Source organism: Marivita sp. S0852, assembly GCF_046591575.1.
In the GTDB taxonomy this organism is placed as follows: Bacteria; Pseudomonadota; Alphaproteobacteria; order Rhodobacterales; family Rhodobacteraceae; genus Marivita.
In genome coordinates this window covers 343722-362395 of record NZ_JBIQWA010000003.1, presented here as the reverse complement: position 1 = coordinate 362395, position 18674 = coordinate 343722, and the positions used below count along the sequence as shown (strand labels likewise).

At 58.5% G+C, this 18674-nt stretch carries 17 protein-coding genes; 15 read left to right on the top strand and 2 right to left on the bottom strand.

Annotation, left to right across the window (positions count from 1 at the left end; all coding sequences use genetic code 11):
* The first annotated feature begins 8 nt into the window (after nt 1-8).
* The 15 genes from ACG74X_RS08180 (at nt 9) to gph (ending at nt 15091) form a co-directional block, all read left to right on the top strand.
* Complete coding sequence (locus ACG74X_RS08180; RefSeq protein WP_411233887.1) at nt 9-404, top strand: DUF5333 domain-containing protein; 396 nt, start codon at nt 9-11, stop codon at nt 402-404.
* A 196-nt stretch (nt 405-600) separates the two neighbouring features.
* Entirely contained in the window at nt 601-2619 is a 2019-nt protein-coding gene (gene nuoG / locus ACG74X_RS08175) for an NADH-quinone oxidoreductase subunit NuoG (RefSeq protein ID WP_411233886.1), read from the top strand.
* A gap of 5 nt (nt 2620-2624) precedes the next feature.
* A complete protein-coding gene (locus ACG74X_RS08170; RefSeq protein ID WP_411233885.1) occupies nt 2625-3026 on the top strand; it encodes a hypothetical protein in 402 nt (133 codons plus the stop codon).
* A gap of 7 nt (nt 3027-3033) precedes the next feature.
* A complete protein-coding gene (nuoH, locus tag ACG74X_RS08165; protein ID WP_411233884.1) occupies nt 3034-4062 on the top strand; it encodes an NADH-quinone oxidoreductase subunit NuoH in 1029 nt (342 codons plus the stop codon).
* 11 nt (nt 4063-4073) lie between these two features.
* On the top strand, nt 4074-4568 hold the full coding sequence (gene nuoI / locus ACG74X_RS08160) for an NADH-quinone oxidoreductase subunit NuoI (protein WP_411233883.1): 495 nt from the start codon (nt 4074-4076) through the stop codon (nt 4566-4568).
* 73 nt (nt 4569-4641) lie between these two features.
* Nucleotides 4642-5052, top strand: coding sequence for a carboxymuconolactone decarboxylase family protein (locus ACG74X_RS08155; protein WP_411233882.1), 411 nt, complete (start codon nt 4642-4644; stop codon nt 5050-5052).
* Nucleotides 5049-5651 (top strand): NADH-quinone oxidoreductase subunit J, encoded by a 603-nt coding sequence (locus ACG74X_RS08150; RefSeq protein WP_411233881.1) that lies wholly within the window; start codon nt 5049-5051, stop codon nt 5649-5651. The genes ACG74X_RS08155 and ACG74X_RS08150 overlap by 4 nt, the downstream gene beginning before the upstream one ends.
* Before the next feature lie 85 nt (nt 5652-5736).
* Complete coding sequence (gene nuoK / locus ACG74X_RS08145; RefSeq protein ID WP_072777106.1) at nt 5737-6042, top strand: NADH-quinone oxidoreductase subunit NuoK; 306 nt, start codon at nt 5737-5739, stop codon at nt 6040-6042.
* A gap of 4 nt (nt 6043-6046) precedes the next feature.
* Nucleotides 6047-8119 (top strand): NADH-quinone oxidoreductase subunit L, encoded by a 2073-nt coding sequence (gene nuoL, locus ACG74X_RS08140; protein WP_411233880.1) that lies wholly within the window; start codon nt 6047-6049, stop codon nt 8117-8119.
* Nucleotides 8119-9663: an NADH-quinone oxidoreductase subunit M gene (locus ACG74X_RS08135; RefSeq protein WP_411233878.1), complete on the top strand. Its 1545-nt coding sequence runs from the start codon at nt 8119-8121 to the stop codon at nt 9661-9663. Before nuoL ends, ACG74X_RS08135 begins: the two co-directional genes overlap by 1 nt.
* An 11-nt stretch (nt 9664-9674) precedes the next feature.
* Nucleotides 9675-11117: an NADH-quinone oxidoreductase subunit NuoN gene (gene nuoN / locus ACG74X_RS08130; protein ID WP_411233877.1), complete on the top strand. Its 1443-nt coding sequence runs from the start codon at nt 9675-9677 to the stop codon at nt 11115-11117.
* A gap of 126 nt (nt 11118-11243) precedes the next feature.
* Entirely contained in the window at nt 11244-11978 is a 735-nt protein-coding gene (locus ACG74X_RS08125) for a biotin--[acetyl-CoA-carboxylase] ligase (protein ID WP_411233876.1), read from the top strand.
* Nucleotides 11979-11993: 15 nt separating this feature from the next.
* Nucleotides 11994-12767, top strand: coding sequence for a type III pantothenate kinase (locus ACG74X_RS08120; RefSeq protein ID WP_411233875.1), 774 nt, complete (start codon nt 11994-11996; stop codon nt 12765-12767).
* A gap of 3 nt (nt 12768-12770) precedes the next feature.
* Nucleotides 12771-14438: a ribonuclease J gene (locus ACG74X_RS08115; RefSeq protein WP_411233873.1), complete on the top strand. Its 1668-nt coding sequence runs from the start codon at nt 12771-12773 to the stop codon at nt 14436-14438.
* A complete protein-coding gene (gene gph / locus ACG74X_RS08110; RefSeq protein WP_411233871.1) occupies nt 14438-15091 on the top strand; it encodes a phosphoglycolate phosphatase in 654 nt (217 codons plus the stop codon). The genes ACG74X_RS08115 and gph overlap by 1 nt, the downstream gene beginning before the upstream one ends.
* A 46-nt stretch (nt 15092-15137) precedes the next feature.
* Here gph and ACG74X_RS08105 read toward each other — a convergent pair whose 3' ends face one another.
* Together ACG74X_RS08105 and ACG74X_RS08100 are read right to left on the bottom strand one after the other, a co-directional pair.
* Complete coding sequence (locus ACG74X_RS08105) at nt 15138-16634, bottom strand: DEAD/DEAH box helicase (RefSeq protein ID WP_411233869.1); 1497 nt, start codon at nt 16632-16634, stop codon at nt 15138-15140.
* A 224-nt stretch (nt 16635-16858) separates the two neighbouring features.
* The gene (locus ACG74X_RS08100; protein ID WP_411233867.1) at nt 16859-18625 is read right to left on the bottom strand and encodes a glycosyltransferase family 2 protein; all 1767 of its coding nucleotides are present in this window, start codon (nt 18623-18625) and stop codon (nt 16859-16861) included.
* Nucleotides 18626-18674: the final 49 nt, after the last annotated feature.

Here is an 18674-nt window from a genome sequence, read left to right as displayed (position 1 = left end):
GACAAGACATGCGTATCATTGCCTCAACCCTGACAATTGGCCTGATGGTGGGATCGGCGGCATTGGCCAAACCGCCATTGCGCGAGGTGTCTGAAATTGACGACGGTTTGATGATCGTGGCCATAGCAGATGCGATCCGCAAGACTTGCGATGACATCAATCCACGTTTGATCCGCGCCTATTCCGCGTTGACGGCGCTGAAAGAGACGGCGCGCGACAAAGGGTATACAGAAAAAGAAGTCGAGAGATACGTGACCTCAAAAGCCGAGAAAGACCGTATGCGTGCCAAGGCCGAACGGTTTTTGCAAGACAAGGGCGTGCAGGCGGATGATGATGCCGCGCTGTGCCGGTTTGGCCGCGAGCAAATTCAGTCTCAGACGGATATCGGCCAACTGCTCAGGTGATCTTCCTCGGGGCGAAGACAGGGGTCATGTCGCTGCTGTTAGAACCCGCACCCCCGCGTCGATATTTCCCGTTTTCTTTTTGCCTCAACATCTGGCTTAATCGAAAGAGCCACGTTAAAACGCGGTCGACGTCAGCCGGTCGCCGATTTGCCGCGGGATCGACTACGCCAGCCAAAAGGGAACAAAGGGCTCGGGCATGTCTGACTTGCGTAAAGTTATCATCGACGGAAACGAGGTAGAGGTGGACGGCGCGATGACGCTGATCCAGGCCTGTGAAGAGGCGGGAATCGAAATCCCGCGCTTTTGCTACCATGAGCGGCTCAGTATTGCGGGCAACTGTCGCATGTGTCTTGTCGAAGTCGTCGGCGGCCCTCCAAAGCCTGCCGCGTCCTGTGCGATGCAGGTCAGGGATTTGCGTCCCGGACCAGAGGGCCAGCCCCCCGTCGTCAAGACCAATTCGCCCATGGTGAAAAAGGCGCGCGAGGGGGTGATGGAGTTTCTGCTGATCAACCACCCGTTGGATTGCCCGATATGTGATCAGGGTGGCGAATGCGATCTGCAGGATCAGGCCATGGCCTATGGCGTTGATTTCAGCCGCTTCCGTGAGCCCAAACGCGCGGTCGAGGATCTGGATCTTGGCCCGTTGGTTGAGACGCATATGACGCGCTGCATTTCCTGCACCCGCTGTGTGCGCTTCATCACCGAAGTGGCGGGCATTCCCGAACTTGGTCAGATTGGCCGCGGCGAGGATGCGGAGATCACGAATTACCTTGGCGAGACTCTCGACAGCAATATGCAGGGCAACATCATTGATCTGTGCCCGGTCGGCGCGTTGGTGTCCAAGCCTTATGCCTTTACCGCCCGTCCGTGGGAACTTACCAAGACCGAATCCATTGATGTGATGGACGCGCTTGGCAGCAATATCCGCGTGGACACCAAGGGCCGCGAAGTCATGCGGTTTTTGCCGCGCAACCATGACGGTGTGAACGAGGAATGGATTTCCGACAAGACGCGCTTTGTCTGGGACGGTCTGCGCAAGCAACGGCTGGATCGCCCTTACGTTCGTGAGAACGGCAAGCTGCGCCCTGCGGACTGGGGTGAGGCGTTGTCCAAAGCCGCGGCAGCGATGAAGGGCAAGAAAGTCGCTGGTCTCGTCGGTGATCTCGTTCCGACCGAAGCCGCCTACGCGCTCAAGCAATTGATCGAAGGGCAGGGCGGCAACGTTGAATGCCGCACCGATGGGGCAAAGCTGCCAGCGGGCAACCGCTCGGGCTATGTCGGCACAGCTGCGATCGAAGACATCGACACGGCAGACAAGATCCTGCTGATCGGCACCAACCCACGCGACGAAGCGCCGGTGCTGAATGCGCGCATCCGTAGGGCGTGGGCGGCTGGGGCCGATGTGATCGTTGTCGGTGAAGCGGTCGATCTGACCTACGACTATGAACATATGGGCACCGACCGGGCAGCGCTCGCGCATGTGGCAAGCCTTGATATGACATCCTTGCATGACAAAAACGCGGTTGTGATCGTTGGGCAGGGTGCATTGCGCGAAGCTGACGGCGCGGCTGTTCTTGGTACTGCCATGGATATCGCCGAGAAAGCCAAGGGCCGGTTCATGGTCCTGCACACAGCGGCAGGCCGCGTCGGCGCGATGGATGCAGGCTGCACCACCGAAGGCGGGCTTGATGCAGCCATCGACGGGGCCGAAGTGATCTACAACCTGGGCGCGGATGAGGTGGACATCGCCGACGGTGCTTTCGTTATCTACCAAGGAAGCCATGGCGACCGTGGCGCGCACCGCGCGGACATCATCCTGCCGGGGGCCGCTTACACCGAAGAACAGGGCCTGTTCGTCAACACCGAGGGCCGCCCGCAACTTGCGCTGCGCGCCAGCTTTGCGCCGGGGGAGGCCAAGGAAAACTGGGCCATTCTGCGAGCGTTGTCCGCCGAACTGGACGCCACGCTGCCGTTCGACTCGCTGGCGCAGTTGCGTCAGGCGCTGGTTGCGGACGCGCCGCATCTGGCACAGATCGGAGCGGTGCCGGAAAACGTGTGGCAGGCCGAGCCCGAGGGCCCGCTTGGGCAGGCAGATTTCCGCAATGCCATTCAGGATTTCTATCTGACCAACCCGATAGCGCGGGCCAGTTCGTTGATGGCGGAGTTGTCGGCGGGGGTCAAAGCCCGCAAGGACACGAAGATCGCGGCGGAGTAGGCGGGATGCGCCGGATGGCGACACTATCTCCAATGGCCCTGCTGATGGCGGGCGGTCTGTCGGCATGTGATGTGCAACAGCGAGCCAGCCTTCCGTTTGCGCCGACGTATGAGGGCGTTGACACAGCGCTTCTGGATGGCGATCTGGTGAAATTTGATGTTGCGATGCGCGGTGCGCGCAGCGCTGAGGATGTTGAGGACTATGCGCGCTGTGCAGCGGCCCAATATGCCCTGATCCGGGGCTACGGCTTTGCGCGGCATTTGCGCACAAATGTATACGAAGAGGGTGGCTTGTGGCGCGGAGATGCGGTTTACACCATTTCGCCGGCACTACCCCGAGGAGTGCGGACCATCGACGCCGAAGTCGTGTCCGCCTCTTGCGTAGAAAACGGAATACCGATGGTTTGAGGACGTGATGGCTGACTTCTTTACCACCCCCCTAGGGATCGGCGTGATCATCGTCGCTCAGTGCCTTGCGGTACTGGGTTTCGTGATGGTGAGCCTGCTTTTCCTCGTTTACGGCGACCGCAAGATCTGGGCGGCCGTTCAGATGCGGCGCGGACCAAACGTGGTTGGGGCCTATGGTCTTTTGCAAACCGTGGCAGACGCGTTGAAATACGTCGTCAAGGAAGTGGTGGTGCCCGCCGGGGCTGACAAGCCGGTCTTTATGCTGGCCCCGATGACCAGCTTTGTTCTGGCGATGATTGCGTGGGCGGTGATTCCCTTCAATGACACCTGGGTTCTGTCCGACATCAATGTGGCAATCCTCTACGTGTTCGCAGTGTCCTCGCTTGAGGTGTACGGCGTGATCATGGGCGGATGGGCGTCGAACTCTAAATATCCCTTCCTTGGGTCTTTGCGCTCTGCCGCGCAGATGATTTCCTATGAGGTGTCGATTGGTCTGATCATCATTGGGGTAATTATTTCCACCGGGTCGATGAACTTTGGCGATATCGTGCGCGCGCAGGATGGGGATTTCGGGTTCTTCTCGTGGTATTGGTTGCCGCATTTCCCGATGGTGTTCCTGTTCTTTATCAGTGCCTTGGCGGAAACCAACCGGCCTCCGTTTGATCTGCCCGAAGCGGAATCCGAACTGGTCGCGGGCTATCAGGTGGAATACTCGGCAACGCCGTTCCTGCTGTTCATGGCCGGGGAATACATCGCGATCTTTCTGATGTGTGCGCTGACGTCGCTGCTGTTCTTCGGCGGGTGGCTGTCGCCGATCCCTGGTCTGCCCGATGGCGCGCTGTGGATGGTGGCCAAGATGGCGTTCTTCTTCTTCATCTTTGCGATGGTGAAGGCGATCACGCCGCGCTACCGCTATGACCAGCTGATGCGCCTTGGCTGGAAAGTGTTCCTGCCGTTCAGCCTGATCTGGGTGGTGTTCGTGGCCTTTGCGGCGAAATTCGACTGGTTCTGGGGCGCATTCGCGCGCTGGGTATAAGGAGAGTAGACATGACGCAGATCGACTACGGACGCGCGGCAAAATACTTCCTGCTGCAAGACTTTTACCAGGGCATGAAGCTTGGCCTGAAATATTTCTTCGCGCCCAAGGCGACGATCAACTATCCGCACGAAAAAGGGCCGCTGTCGCCCCGATTCAGGGGGGAACACGCGCTGCGTCGTTATCCCAATGGCGAAGAGCGCTGCATTGCGTGTAAACTGTGCGAGGCGATCTGCCCCGCGCAGGCGATCACGATTGATGCCGAACCACGGGATGACGGGTCTCGCCGGACAACGCGCTATGACATCGACATGACCAAATGCATCTATTGCGGTTTCTGCCAAGAGGCCTGCCCGGTGGATGCGATTGTCGAAGGTCCGAATTTCGAATTCGCGACCGAGACCCGCGAAGAGTTGTTCTATGACAAGCAGAAACTGCTGGACAATGGCGAGCGCTGGGAAGCCGAGATCGCGCGCAACCTAGAACTGGACGCGCCCTACCGATGACACACGCGTGGCAAAAATCTTTGAAGATTTTTTCCCAAGGCTTTTCGAAAAGCCTTGGCCCGAGGACGTATATATGACCGACGCCAAAACCCCGTTCGAACTGATGATGACCCAGGCGCAGGAAATGGCGAAAGCCTTTAATCCGTCTTTGACATCGTTTGACCCCAAGGGGTTTGAAAAGATGTGGCCAACCATGGGCAAAGACGCCATGGAAATGTGGTTTGGAAAAGGCCTGTCAAAAGACGGGCTGGATTCCAAAACACGGCTGTTGCTCACGCTTGCCGGCATGACCATGCAGGGCGCGCAGGCGGAAACACCGTTTCGTATGACGGTGCGCCACGCCGCAGAGGCCGGGGCCACGAAAGACGAAATCGCCGAAACCATCGCACAGATGTCGATGTTTGCCGGCATTCCAGCCATGACCCGCGCGATGGAGCTTGCGCGCGAGGTGATGGAAGACGACAAAAAGGATGACGAGACATGAGTGTCTTTGCCTTCTATCTCTTTGCCCTGTCGACGATTGCAGGCGGGCTGTTCACGGTGATCAGCCGCAACCCGGTGCATTCGGTGTTGTGGTTGATCCTGGCGTTTCTGTCTTCCGCGGGGCTGTTCGTCCTTCTGGGGGCCGAGTTCGTGGCGATGCTTCTGGTCATCGTCTACGTCGGCGCGGTCGCGGTTCTGTTCCTGTTTGTCGTGATGATGCTGGATGTGGATTTCGCCGAGTTGAAGGCCGAGATGGCGCGCTATGTGCCGTTGGCGTTGCTGTTTGGGGTAATCATCCTGATGCAGTTTGCGCTGGCTTTTGGCGCGTGGGAAAGCAACGCAGCTGCCGAAAGCTTGCGGGCGCAGGTGATGCCGGTGGATCGGCACAACACCGAGGCGCTGGGGCTGATCTTGTATGACCAGTATTTCCTGCTGTTTCAGCTGGCGGGCCTGATCCTGCTTGTCGCGATGATCGGTGCGATTGTTCTGACGCTGCGGCATCGTTCGGATGTGAAACGCCAGAACGTGCTGGCGCAGATGTATCGTGATCCGGCCAAGGCGATGGAATTGAAAGATGTGAAACCGGGGCAGGGGCTCTAGCCTTCCGCGCCACTGGTGCAGCCTTGGTAATTGCCCAGGGCACAATGGACAAAGAAAACGACGGGGCACACCCCGGAGGGACATGATGATAGGACTTGAGCATTACCTGACAGTGGCAGCAGTGCTGTTTGTGATCGGGATTTTCGGGCTGTTCCTGAACCGCAAGAACGTGATCATTCTGCTGATGAGCATCGAACTGATGCTCTTGGCGGTGAATATCAACCTTGTCGCGTTCTCTAGCTTTTTGGGCGATCTGGTGGGGCAGGTGTTCACGCTGTTCGTTCTCACAGTCGCGGCTGCCGAGGCTGCGATTGGTCTGGCCATCCTCGTCTGTTTCTTCCGCAACCGTGGGTCCATCGCGGTGGAAGATGTCAACGTGATGAAGGGCTAAGATCATGGAAACGCTTATCCTCTTTTCGCCCCTCGTCGGTGCGCTGCTGTGCGGCTTTGGCTGGAAATTCATCGGCGAAACCGCTGCGCAATGGGTCGCCACCGGGTTGTTGTTTTTCTCGTGCGTTTTGTCCTGGATCGTGTTCCTGACCCATGACGGTGTGACTGAAACGATCAATATCCTGCGCTGGATTGAATCCGGTACATTCAGCACCGAGTGGGCGATCCGGCTGGACCGTTTGACAGCGATCATGTTGATTGTTGTCACCACGGTTTCGGCGTTGGTCCATCTTTACAGCTTTGGCTACATGGAGGGCGATCCGCAGTGGAAAGAGGGCGAAAGCTACAAGCCGCGCTTCTTTGCATACCTGTCGTTCTTCACCTTCGCGATGCTGATGCTCGTGACGGCTGACAACCTGATCCAGATGTTCTTTGGATGGGAAGGCGTGGGCGTTGCATCCTATCTTCTCATCGGGTTCTACTACCGCAAGCCAAGCGCCAACGCGGCGGCCATCAAAGCGTTTGTGGTGAACCGTGTCGGCGATTTCGGCTTCCTGCTGGGCATCTTCGCGCTCTATTTCATCGTCGACTCTGTCCGCTTTGACGACATCTTCGCCTATGCGCCGACACTTGCGGAAACGCAGCTGACCTTCCTGTGGACAGACTGGAACGCGGCGAACCTGATCGCGTTCCTGCTGTTCATCGGCGCGATGGGAAAATCGGCGCAATTGTTCCTGCACACATGGCTGCCCGACGCGATGGAAGGACCGACACCGGTATCGGCGCTGATCCACGCGGCCACGATGGTCACGGCGGGCGTGTTCCTTGTCTGCCGCATGTCGCCAATCATGGAGTTCGCACCCGAAGCGATGGCCTTTGTCACCTTCATCGGGGCCACAACCGCTTTTTTTGCCGCAACCGTCGGCCTTGTGCAGAACGACATCAAACGCGTCATCGCCTATTCGACCTGTTCGCAGCTGGGCTATATGTTCGTGGCGGCGGGCGTCGGTGTCTACCCTGTGGCGATGTTCCACCTGTTCACACACGCGTTCTTCAAGGCGATGCTGTTTCTTGGCGCGGGGTCGGTCATCCACGCAATGCATCACGAGCAGGACATGCGCAACTACGGCGGCCTGCGCAAGAAAATCCCCTATACGTTCTGGGCGATGATGATCGGCACGCTGGCGATTACGGGTGTGGGTATCCCGCTCACCGGCTGGATCGGCTTTGCCGGGTTCGCCTCCAAGGATGCGGTGATCGAATCCGCTTATGCGGCTACGATGGGCGGCTATGCCTTCTGGATGCTGGTCATCGCGGCGCTGTTCACCAGCTTCTACAGCTGGCGTCTGATGTTCATGACGTTCTACGGCAAACCGCGCGGCGACAAGCATACGCATGAGCACGCGCATGAAAGTCCAAAGGTCATGCTGATCCCGCTGGGTGTTCTGGCGATCGGTGCGGTCTTTGCCGGGGCGATCTGGTACGGCAGCTTCTTTGGCAAGGTCAACGAGGTCGTCACATTCTTTGGCGGCAGCTATGGCGAACCCACTGCAGAGCTTGTCGAGCAAGTGGCAGAGCGCAGTCCGAACGCGTCAGAGCTGCATTATGTGATGGAGAATGCGCCGGGCGAGTCCGCGATCTATATGGCGCCGGAAAACACCATCCTGCATGAGGCGCATTATGTGCCGACTTGGGTGAAACTCAGCCCGTTCATTGCGATGCTTCTGGGGCTTGGCACCGCCTACCTGTTCTACATCCGCGACACGTCGCTGCCCAAGCGGCTGGCCGAGAACCAGCGCCCGCTGTACCTGTTCTTGCTGAACAAATGGTATTTTGACGAGATCTACGATTTCATCTTTGTCAAACCCGCCAGCATGCTGGGCCGCCTTCTTTGGAAGCGCGGAGACGGCAATGCCATCGACGGATCGCTGAATGCGATCGCGATGGGATTCATCCCGATGTTGACCCGTCTCGCAGGCCGGGCGCAGTCCGGCTACATCTTTACATACGCCTTTTTCATGGTGATCGGCATCGCCGCGCTGATCACATGGATGTCTATCGGCGGAGGGATTGAATAATGGATAACCTTCTGTCCATCGTCACGTTCCTGCCCATGCTGGCAGCGGTGATCCTCTTGGTTTTCCTGCGTGGAGACGACGAGGCGGCAAACAAAAACGCCAAGTGGCTGTCGCTTATTGCCACCAGCGCGACGTTCCTGATTTCGTTGTTTATCTTGTTCCAGTTCGACCCGTCCAATACCGGCTTCCAGATGGTGGAAGAGGGTGAATGGCTTTTGGGGATGCAGTACAAGATGGGGGTCGACGGGATCTCTGTTTTGTTCGTGATGCTGACCACGTTCATGATGCCGCTGGTCATTGCGGCGTCCTGGGACGTAAAGCACCGCGTCAAGGAATACATGATTGCCTTCCTGCTGCTGGAAACGCTGATGCTTGGCGTGTTCATGGCGCTGGATCTGGTCCTGTTCTACCTGTTCTTCGAGGCTGGTCTGATCCCGATGTTCCTGATCATCGGCATCTGGGGCGGGGCGAACCGTATTTACGCGTCGTTCAAGTTCTTCCTGTATACCTTCCTTGGTTCGGTTCTGATGCTGGTGGCGATGGTCGGCATGTTCTCGGATGCCGGGACCACGGATATTGAACAGCTCATGCTGCACCAGTTCGGGTCCGAGACGTTCAGCATCCTTGGCGTTCAGATCGTTGGCGGATTGCAAACGCTGCTGTTCATCGCGTTCTTTGCCAGTTTTGCCGTCAAGATGCCGATGTGGCCGGTGCACACCTGGCTGCCTGACGCGCACGTTCAGGCTCCGACAGCCGGGTCCGTGGTTCTGGCGGCGATCCTACTCAAGATGGGCGGCTACGGCTTCCTGCGGTTCAGCTTGCCGATGTTCCCTGTGGGCGCAGAGGTGCTGACGCCGTTGATCTTGTGGATGTCGGTGATTGCCATTGTCTACACCTCGCTGGTCGCGCTGGTGCAGGAGGATATGAAAAAGCTCATCGCCTATTCGTCGGTCGCCCATATGGGCTATGTCACGATGGGTATCTTTGCGGGCAACCAGCAGGGGATTGACGGCGCGATCTTCCAGATGATCAGCCACGGCTTTATCTCGGGCGCGCTGTTCCTATGCGTTGGCGTGATTTACGACCGGATGCACACCCGCGACATTGACGCCTATGGCGGTCTTGTGAACCGGATGCCGGCCTATGCGCTGATTTTCATGCTGTTCACCATGGCCAATGTCGGTCTGCCGGGCACGTCCGGGTTCATCGGGGAATTTCTGACGCTTGTGGGTGTCTTCCAGGTGAACACATGGGTGGCGGTGTTTGCGACCTCGGGCGTGATCCTGTCGGCGGCTTATGCGCTGTGGCTGTACCGGCGTGTGGTTCTGGGCGATTTGATCAAGGAAAGCCTCAAGACCATCACCGATATGAGCCGTCGCGAGCGGGCAATTTTTGCGCCGCTTGTCATTGCGACGATCCTCTTTGGCGTCTATCCGGCCCCGATCCTTGATACGATCGGGCCGTCGGTCGAGGCGCTTGTTTCCAATTACCAGACAGCTCTTGCGGAGGCCGCAACGGCCACGCAAGTCGCTGTTAACCAATGAGGGGCACGGATATGCTGACTGCAGATCTGATGGTCATCCTGCCAGAGATCGTTCTGGCCGTTTACGCGATGCTGGCGCTGCTGGGCGCGGTCTACACCATCAAGGATGGTGCGGCGTCGTTGTTGGTCTGGGTCACATCGGCGCTGTTTCTGGCCATTGCGGTCTGGATCGGACTGAACGGGGCGGGCACGAATATTGCCTTTAACGGCATGTTTGTCGATGACGGGTTTGCCCGCTTTGCCAAGGTGGTGATCCTTGTGTCTGCGGCGTCTGTGCTGCTCATGTCCGAAGGATATATGACGCGCAAGGGGCTGCTGCGGTTCGAATACCCGTTGCTGATCGCGCTGGCGACGGTTGGCATGATGATGATGGTGTCAGCCGGTGACCTGATGGCGCTTTACATGGGGTTGGAGCTGCAATCGCTGGCACTGTATGTTGTGGCGTCTCTGCGCCGCGACAGCCTGAAATCGACAGAGGCGGGTCTGAAGTATTTTGTGCTCGGCGCGCTGTCCTCTGGCATGCTGCTTTACGGGGCGTCTTTGGTCTATGGGTATTCCGGCACAACGCTGTTTTCGGGCATCATCCAGACGGCGGTCCATGGCGATCTGTCGCTGGGGCTTCTGTTCGGTCTGGTGTTCCTGATTTCGGGTCTGGCGTTCAAAGTGTCCGCAGTGCCGTTCCATATGTGGACACCGGATGTCTATGAAGGCTCTCCGACGCCGGTCACAGCCTTCTTTGCCACAGCGCCAAAGGTGGCCGCGATGGCGTTGTTCGCGCGCGTGATGCATGACGCCTTTGGTGGTGCGGTCAGCGATTGGTCTCAGGTCATCGCGCTGCTGTCCGTTCTGTCGATGTTCCTTGGCGCGATTGCGGCCATCGGTCAGACCGACATCAAACGTCTGATGGCGTTTTCGTCTATCGCCCATATGGGATATGCGCTGATGGGGCTGGCGGCCGGCACAGTTTTGGGTGTGCAGGCGATGCTGATCTATATGGCGATTTACGTGACGATGAATGTCGGCACCTTTGCCTTTATCCTGTCGATGGAGCGGGACGGGCAGCCAGTGTCGAACATCGCGTCGTTGAACATGTATTCCAAGCGTGAACCGGGCAAGGCATTGGCGATGCTGGTGCTGCTCTTCAGCCTTGCGGGTGTGCCGCCGCTGGTCGGATTTTTCGGCAAGCTGTATGTGTTGCGGGCAGCGTATGATGCCGGGCTGGCCTGGCTTGCCATTGCCGGTGTGATCGCGTCGGTGATCGGGGCGTTCTACTATCTGCGGATCGTGTTCTACATGTATTTTGGCGAAGAGCGGGATGACGCGCTTGATGGTGGCAGGTCGCCGGTTCTGTACGGCATGTTGATGGCCAGCGCGGTGATTATGGTTGTGGGGGTTGTGAACCTTTTCGGTATCGAAAGCGTTGCGGCAGCCGCAGCGGCAACCCTTGTCGAATAAGCCCGCAGATAGCGGTAACATATGTGACGCGCCATTGGCGCGTCGCTTTGTTTTTTGCGCCCCGCCTGCGCGGGTCGCGGTGCCTCCGGCGGAGGTATTTATTGCCCAAAGAAGGCCGGGTATCGCATGAGTGTGTGGCCGGAGGGATATGCGCGTCAGGTTTTGTCTGAGGTGGACAGCACCATGCTGGAGGCGGCGCGGCAGGCACCGGGTTTGGCCGGGCCGAAATGGATTCTGGCGGAAACACAGACCGCTGCGCGCGGGCGCCGGGGGCGTGCCTGGGTCAATCCGGTGGGTAATTTTTCCGCGACTTTGGTGATGCCGGTGTCGGATAAGCCGGAAACGCGGGCGTTGCGCAGTTTCGTAGCCGCACTGGCGCTGTTTGATGCGCTGGTTGCTGTGTCGGGGCGTGTCGATGCATTGGCGCTGAAATGGCCGAATGATGTGCTGCTGGCCGGTGGCAAGGTGGCGGGTATACTTTTGGAAAGTCTGGGTGACCATCTGGCCATCGGCATCGGTGTGAATCTGGTGGCGGCCCCGGCGCTGGACGATCTGGAGGCGCATGCCGTGCCGCCAGTGTCTGTTCTGTCGGTCCTGGGGGTCGAAGTGGGCCAGGAGGTGTTGCTGGATCATCTGGCCATCGCCTATGCCCGGCACGAGCTGCAGTTCCAGACCTATGGGTTTGCCCCTGTGCGCGCCGATTGGTTAAACCGTGCGGCCCGCTTGGGCGAGACTGTGACGGCCCGGATGGCAGACAGGTCTGTGACCGGCCGGTTCGAGACGATTGACCCTGAGGGCCGCATCGTGCTGAGCACGGATCAGGGCCGCCAGGCGATTGCGGCGGCGGATATTTTCTTTTGAGACGGGGCGAGCGACATGCTTCTGTGTATTGATTGCGGCAACACCAACACCGTGTTTTCAATTTGGGATGGTGATGTGTTTTTATGCACGCTGCGCACGTCAACCCATCACGGCCGGACGGCGGATGCCTATTTCACCTGGTTTTCAACGCTGATCAAACATTACGGGATCGAGGCGGATATCTCGGATGTGATTATCTCGTCGACAGTGCCGCGTGTCGTATGGAACCTGCGGGTGTTTTCGGATCGGTTTTTCGGATTGCGGCCTCTGGTGGTGGGCAAGCCCGAGTGCCTGTTGCCGCATCCGCCGCGGGTCGATGCGGGGGCCGGTGTGGGGCCGGATCGTCTTGCCAATGCCGCGGGGGCCTTTGATCGGCATGGCGGAGATGTGGTTGTGGTGGATTTTGGAACCGCGACCAATTTTGATGTGGTGGCCAAAGACGGGGCCTATGTGGGGGGCGTGATTGCGCCGGGGGTGAACCTGTCACTCGAAGCATTGCACCAGGGGGCTGCGGCGTTGCCGCATGTGGATATTTCGCAACCTGACAAGGTGATCGGCACCAATACGGTGGCCTGTATCCAATCGGGTGTGTTTTGGGGCTATATCGGTCTGATCCAGGGGATCACGACGCGGATCAGAACGGAATACGGCAAACCGATGACCGTCATCGGCACTGGCGGGCTGGCACCCTTGTTCGCGCAGGGGGAGATGCTATTTGACACAATTGAAGATGACCTGACCATGCATGGGCTGACGGTCATCCACAGATACAACAAAGAAAACGGATAAATCATGAGCGGTGAACGCATCATCTACCTGCCCTTGGGTGGGGCCGGCGAAATTGGCATGAACGCCTATGTCTATGGCTATGGCAAACCCGGCAAAGAGCGTCTGATCCTGGTGGATCTGGGGGTCACCTTTCCCGATATGGACGGGACCCCCGGCGTTGATTTGATCCTGCCCGATATCAGCTGGCTGAAAGAGCGTCGAAATCGGCTTGATGCGGTGTTTATCACCCATGCCCATGAAGACCATGTCGGCGCGGTTGGGCATTTCTGGGAAGAGCTGGGCGCGCCGGTGTATGCCCGCGCGTTCACTGCCCATATCGCGCGGCTCAAGATGGAGGATCACGGCCATTCCGCAGACACGGTGCGCACCGTGTCGCCTTGGCCCGAGACGGTTGAGGCGGGGCCGTTCAAGGTGGGCTTTGTGCCGATCTCGCATTCTATCCCGGAAAGTTCGGGTCTGGTGATCGACACGCCGCAGGGGCGGGTGGTGCATACGGGCGATTTCAAGATCGACGAGACGCCGGTTGTCGGTGAAGCATTCGACCGTGCGCTGTGGCGCGATATTGCGACACCGGGGATCAAGGCGCTGGTCTGCGATTCGACCAATGTGTTTTCCCAACATGCCGGTCGGTCAGAAGCCAGCGTCGGGCCCGAGATTGAAACGCTTGTGCGCGATGCATCGGGCATGGTGGTTGCCACGACCTTTGCGTCGAATGTCGCGCGCGTGAAAACGCTGGCCGAAGCCGGGGAGAGGGCCGGACGATCGGTGTGCCTTTTGGGCCGTGCAATGCGGCGCATGATCGAAGCGTCGATCAAGACCGGTGTCTTGTCCGGATTTCCAACCGTGATCAGCCCGGAAGAGGCCACGCAAATCCCGCGCGAGAATGTGATGTTGATCGTCACCGGAAGCCAGGGCGAACGCCGGGCGGCTTCGGCGCAGCTGGCCCGAGGCAAATATAACGGAATCACGTTGAAAGACGGCGACACGTTCCTGTTTTCGTCAAAGACCATCCCGGGCAATGAACGAGGCGTGATCCGCATCATGAACCAGTTTTCAGAGCAGGGTGTAGATGTCATTGATGACAGCTCGGGGCTGTATCATGTATCAGGGCACGCGAACCGGCCCGATATCCTTGAGATGCATCGCCTGATGAACCCGCAGGTTGTGATTCCGATGCATGGCGAACACCGGCATCTGCGCGAACATGTGAAATTGGCCGGGCAAGCTGGGCGCACAGGTGTTCTGGCGGTCAATGGCATGATGATGGATCTGAGCGGCAATTCACCGACTGTGGCCGAATATGTCGAAACCGGGCGGACCTATCTGGATGGGTCGGTGAAAATCGGCGCGTTGGATGGGGTTGTGCGTGACCGTATTCGCATGGCGCTGAACGGGCATGTGATTGTGACGGTGATCCTGGACGAAGATGACGAGATGCTGGGCGAGCCGTGGTGCGAGGTCATGGGTTTGCCCGAGATGGGCCGCAACAATGCGTCTTTGGTGGACGCGTTGGAGGAAGACCTGTCGCAGTTCATGGGCCGGGCGGGCGTGAAAACCGTCACGGATGATGACAAGCTGGAAGACGGTCTGCGCCGTGTTGCCCGCCAGACGACGCAAAACGAGATCGGGAAAAAACCGGAAGTGTCGGTCGTGATTTCGCGGTTGGCCTGATGAAGGCGATTGTCTTTGACCTTGACGGAACGCTGATCGACAGCCTTCCGGATATCACGTTTTCGGCCAACAGCTTATTGGCCGATCACGGATTGCCGGCGCTGGACAAATCGCAGGTTGCGGGCTTTGTCGGCTGTGGCGTGCGGGTCTTTATGGACCGGTTGATCGCGGCAACCGATCTGTCCGCTGCACAGTATGACAGCCTGATGGCGCGGTTCATGGCGCTTTATGTAAACGCAACGGACCGGACCGAGGTGTTCCCGCATGTTCATGAGGTGCTTCAGGCGCTGCGGGAGGATGGCTATGTCTTGGGCTTATGCACCAACAAGCCAACCGCACCGATGAAAGCGGTTCTGAAGGCGGTGGCGTTGGATGGGTTTTTTGACGTGACCGTGGCCGGGGATACGCTCGGATCGCGAAAACCCGATCCGGCACCCTTGCGGTATGTTTTTGACCGATTGGCGGCAACTCAGGGTGTTTATGTCGGTGACAGCGATGTTGATGCCGAAACGGCGCAGCGGGCCGGGGTGGCATTCGCGTTTTTCACCGAAGGCATCCGGGTCACATCACAAGACAACATTCCGCATGATGTCGCGTTCGATGATTTCACCAAACTGCCTGCCATCTGCAAGGATCTGATGCGCCCGCTGTAAGGGCGGGGCGCGGTCAGGTGGCAATTCAAATCAGGGTAAAGCGGCCTTACCCGGCGCGGCGTTCGTCAAAGCTTTTGGCGATGAAGGACGGCATGTGATCGCCCATCCCAACAACAGTGTTATCGCGACCGCCACGATCATTGCGACGGTTGCGATTGCCGCCACGTGATTTGTCAGACTGTGTTTGCTTGTCGGACTGGGACTGCTTGTCCGACTGGGGCTGCTTTTGCTTTTCGGCCTGTGCCTCGACAGGTGCGTCCTGATCTTTGGCTGCAGGTGTCTCGGGTGTTTGGGCCTCTGCGGCTTTGCTGCGTCCGCGCCCGCCACGGGATCGGCGCGGCTTGCTGTCTTTGTTATCGTCGGACGTGTCGTCCTTGGATGCAGGTTGTGCCTGTGCCAGGGGATTGTCGATCCGCGGGATGTCCTTTTGCAACAGCCGCTCGATGGCGTCGAAGTTCTTTTCGTCCTTCGGGCTGCAAATCATCATCGCCTTGCCATCACGTCCGGCGCGGCCGGTACGACCGATGCGGTGGACATAGTCTTCGGCATGGCTGGGCACGTCGTAATTGAAAACGTGACTGACCGCGGGCACATCCAGCCCGCGTGCCGCGACATCCGATGCGATCAGGAACCGCAGGTCGCCTTCGCGAAACCCGTCAAGTGTTTTGGTGCGCTGCGACTGATCCAGATCACCATGGATCGGGGCCGCATCATAGCCATATTTCTTGAGCGATTTGGCCACGATATCCACATCCGTCTTGCGGTTGCAGAACACGATGGCGTTGGTGCATTTGTCGCCTTCGCCGTCAATCATCATGCGCAGAAGCTTGCGTTTTTCGGTGCCTTCCCGGTCGCGGCGGGAGGCCTTGAACATGACTACGCCTTGTTCAATCGTCTCAGACGCGCTGGCCTGACGCGCGACTTCGACGCGGGCGGGGGCCGACAGGAAGGTGTTGGTGATCCGCTCGATCTCGGGGGCCATGGTGGCCGAGAAAAATAGCGTCTGGCGGGTGAACGGTGTAAGGCTGAAAATGCGTTCGATGTCGGGAATGAATCCCATGTCCAGCATGCGGTCGGCTTCGTCGACAACCATCACCTGAACACCGGTCAAAAGCAGTTTGCCGCGTTCGAAATGATCCAGCAAACGCCCCGGAGTGGCAATCAGAACGTCCACGCCCTTGTCAATCAGCGCATCCTGTTCCTTAAAGCTGACGCCGCCGATCAGGAGCGCTTTGGTCAGTTTGACGTTCTTGGCGTAGATATCGAAGTTTTCCGCCACCTGTGCCGCCAATTCGCGCGTCGGGCATAGAACCAGACTGCGGGGCATCCGGGCGCGGGCGCGGCCACGCGCCAGCAATGTAATCATCGGCAGCGTAAAGCTTGCGGTTTTCCCCGTGCCGGTCTGCGCAATACCAAGCACATCGCGACCTTCCAAAGCAGGGGGAATTGCACCTGCCTGAATAGGGGTCGGCGTGTCGTAGCCAGCCTCTTCAACAGCTTTCAGGACTTTCGGGTTGAGGTTCAACTCAGAGAATTTTGTCATGTGTATCCGTTATTCACGGACTAGCTGCGCCCGTGCGTCTGATGAGATCTGGCCCGTTTGGCCCTGCATTTTTCACAGTTGTGATCTTGATGTGCTGTGTATCGTTGTTCTGCTTGGGGGTCAACGCAAGGCAGCTTACCTGTGCGGATGTGCCTGGGTTCGCGCGGTTTTGGTGGTGATTTCGCAACAAAAACCGGCTTTTGGGCCGGTTTTGACCGCTTGGCTTACCCGCCAACGCGGATGCCAAACACCCGTTCGAGTGCGGCATCGGGATCAAACGGCGGGGCCAGCAGCAAATCGTGGCGTTTAAGACGCGCGCGCAGCTCTGAGGTATCAAGGCACATTTCGTCAAAAAACATGCGCAGCCCATCCTGGCCTTCTTCGTCTTGCAGATAATCCAGCAAGCGTCCAACCGATTTGGCGGCATCGTCCTGTTTGATCCGGTACGATCCTTTCGACTGGCGAAATTCAAGCTTGGCCGCGAATGTGTCCCAGTCCGGCGCGTGTAGATGGCCGATATAGACGTCCTCTAGGTCGAATGTGTTCAGGATATCCTGACCTTTCTGGCGGAGTCGATGGATCGCCAGACGCACATCGCCCAATCCGGGGCGAGCAAACACCTTGCCCGCCAGGTGGCTTAGAAAACCACCGCGCACGTAGCTGCCAAAGGTGGGATAAATGTCAGAGATCGCGCTGTCCGCGACCCGGGCTGCGGTTGTTTTCAATTTGAAATGTGTGGGCATATCGCCCGGAACACGAACGGCCAATGCTTCGGCAGGGCTGACGCGCACGGCGGCGCTGTCTTGCGGAACCGTGTTCAATGCAGTCGCAAACCGTGTCGATGACAGGATAAACTCATCGGTGTCGATATGGCCAAGCCAATCCACCACACCGTCGGCATTGCGCAGGGCACGGGTCGCATTGAACGCCTGACGCAATTGATGCGCGTCAGGGCGCTCTTTGCCAAACGATTGCCAATATGCGGCATCGCAGACGGTCACACTGACCATCGGGTTGTTTGCCAAAAGGCCGACGATGTCGGCATCCGGTTGGTCCAGATACAGGTAGATATGCGTGGCCCCGATATCGAGGTGATGCGCAACAAAGCGGGCCACGTCCAAAAGCGGTGCATTTGTCGTGCAGACAAGACCCCAGCTGGCCGAGGGAGAAGCCCGGTTTATGACGTGTTTTGGAACGGGCAAAACGACACCGTTCTTTTCCGGAACCGGAACAGGCTCTTCCTTCGTCCGACGCAGCTTGCGCGCGCGCAGTCTGTGCAGGCGGCGAAACACGGTACCCGGGTCGTCGATCACGCGTTGCAGCATGTCATGGGCCAGCGGGCGGATCACGTCGTCTGTCTCTGCCTCTTCCCATAGCCGACCCAGCATATTGACGTCCAACCCGCCATCGGTCAGCGAAAACGCGTTCATGTCCAGCGGCAGTGGCGCTTGCGACCGACCATCCAGCGTGAACGGACGATCCGGATCGCGGCCTGAAAACAGTCGTTCGCTTTCATAAAGCTTCATGGTGCCGAACAGTGTGGAAAAGCCCAGACCGGCACTGCGTTGGGCAACCGCTTTACCGTGATCGCCAAAGGTTGTCAGGCTGGACACCTTCCAGCGCAAATCCATCTTCTGCAAAAGCAGATCGGAATGTTCGGCCCAAAGCCGTTGAAACAGGTCTGCGGTATGGGCCGGCTGGCTGCGTTTGCGAAGATGCGCAATCAGCAGGCCATTGAGATGAAGAAGCGCGTTCTGGCCCTTCAATTCATTGGCAATTTCCCAGCTTTTGCGCGCATGATCCGAACGTTTTTTGGTGCTGCTTGGCGGCACCTCAACCGTGGTCGCCGCGAGCTTGTCCAGATCGCAATCCAATGGCGGCAACGCTTCGCCGGGGGCAAAGCCCAACGGCGCGCGGCGCGCGTTCATTTGGTCAAGTATGCCTGTCAGCCCTTGCGGATAGGCCGGATTTGGCGGCGTGTCCCTGCTCATGCCAGTAGAGTGCCGGTTTGACCTGTCTGGATCAAGCCGTTTGATCCGG

Bases quoted from the DNA above. Each gene is read 5' to 3' on its own strand.
- ACG74X_RS08100 (WP_411233867.1), bottom strand. From the start codon at position 18,625: ATGAGCAGGGACACGCCGCCAAATCCGGCCTATCCGCAAGGGCTGACA.
- ACG74X_RS08155 (WP_411233882.1), top strand. From the start codon at position 4,642: ATGACCGACGCCAAAACCCCGTTCGAACTGATGATGACCCAGGCGCAG.
- ACG74X_RS08150 (WP_411233881.1), top strand. From the start codon at position 5,049: ATGAGTGTCTTTGCCTTCTATCTCTTTGCCCTGTCGACGATTGCAGGC.
- nuoK (WP_072777106.1), top strand. From the start codon at position 5,737: ATGATAGGACTTGAGCATTACCTGACAGTGGCAGCAGTGCTGTTTGTG.
- nuoH (WP_411233884.1), top strand. From the start codon at position 3,034: ATGGCTGACTTCTTTACCACCCCCCTAGGGATCGGCGTGATCATCGTC.
- ACG74X_RS08180 (WP_411233887.1), top strand. From the start codon at position 9: ATGCGTATCATTGCCTCAACCCTGACAATTGGCCTGATGGTGGGATCG.
- nuoN (WP_411233877.1), top strand. From the start codon at position 9,675: ATGCTGACTGCAGATCTGATGGTCATCCTGCCAGAGATCGTTCTGGCC.
- nuoI (WP_411233883.1), top strand. From the start codon at position 4,074: ATGACGCAGATCGACTACGGACGCGCGGCAAAATACTTCCTGCTGCAA.
- ACG74X_RS08120 (WP_411233875.1), top strand. From the start codon at position 11,994: ATGCTTCTGTGTATTGATTGCGGCAACACCAACACCGTGTTTTCAATT.
- ACG74X_RS08170 (WP_411233885.1), top strand. From the start codon at position 2,625: ATGCGCCGGATGGCGACACTATCTCCAATGGCCCTGCTGATGGCGGGC.
- nuoL (WP_411233880.1), top strand. From the start codon at position 6,047: ATGGAAACGCTTATCCTCTTTTCGCCCCTCGTCGGTGCGCTGCTGTGC.
- nuoG (WP_411233886.1), top strand. From the start codon at position 601: ATGTCTGACTTGCGTAAAGTTATCATCGACGGAAACGAGGTAGAGGTG.
- ACG74X_RS08105 (WP_411233869.1), bottom strand. From the start codon at position 16,634: ATGACAAAATTCTCTGAGTTGAACCTCAACCCGAAAGTCCTGAAAGCT.
- ACG74X_RS08125 (WP_411233876.1), top strand. From the start codon at position 11,244: ATGAGTGTGTGGCCGGAGGGATATGCGCGTCAGGTTTTGTCTGAGGTG.
- ACG74X_RS08135 (WP_411233878.1), top strand. From the start codon at position 8,119: ATGGATAACCTTCTGTCCATCGTCACGTTCCTGCCCATGCTGGCAGCG.
- gph (WP_411233871.1), top strand. From the start codon at position 14,438: ATGAAGGCGATTGTCTTTGACCTTGACGGAACGCTGATCGACAGCCTT.
- ACG74X_RS08115 (WP_411233873.1), top strand. From the start codon at position 12,771: ATGAGCGGTGAACGCATCATCTACCTGCCCTTGGGTGGGGCCGGCGAA.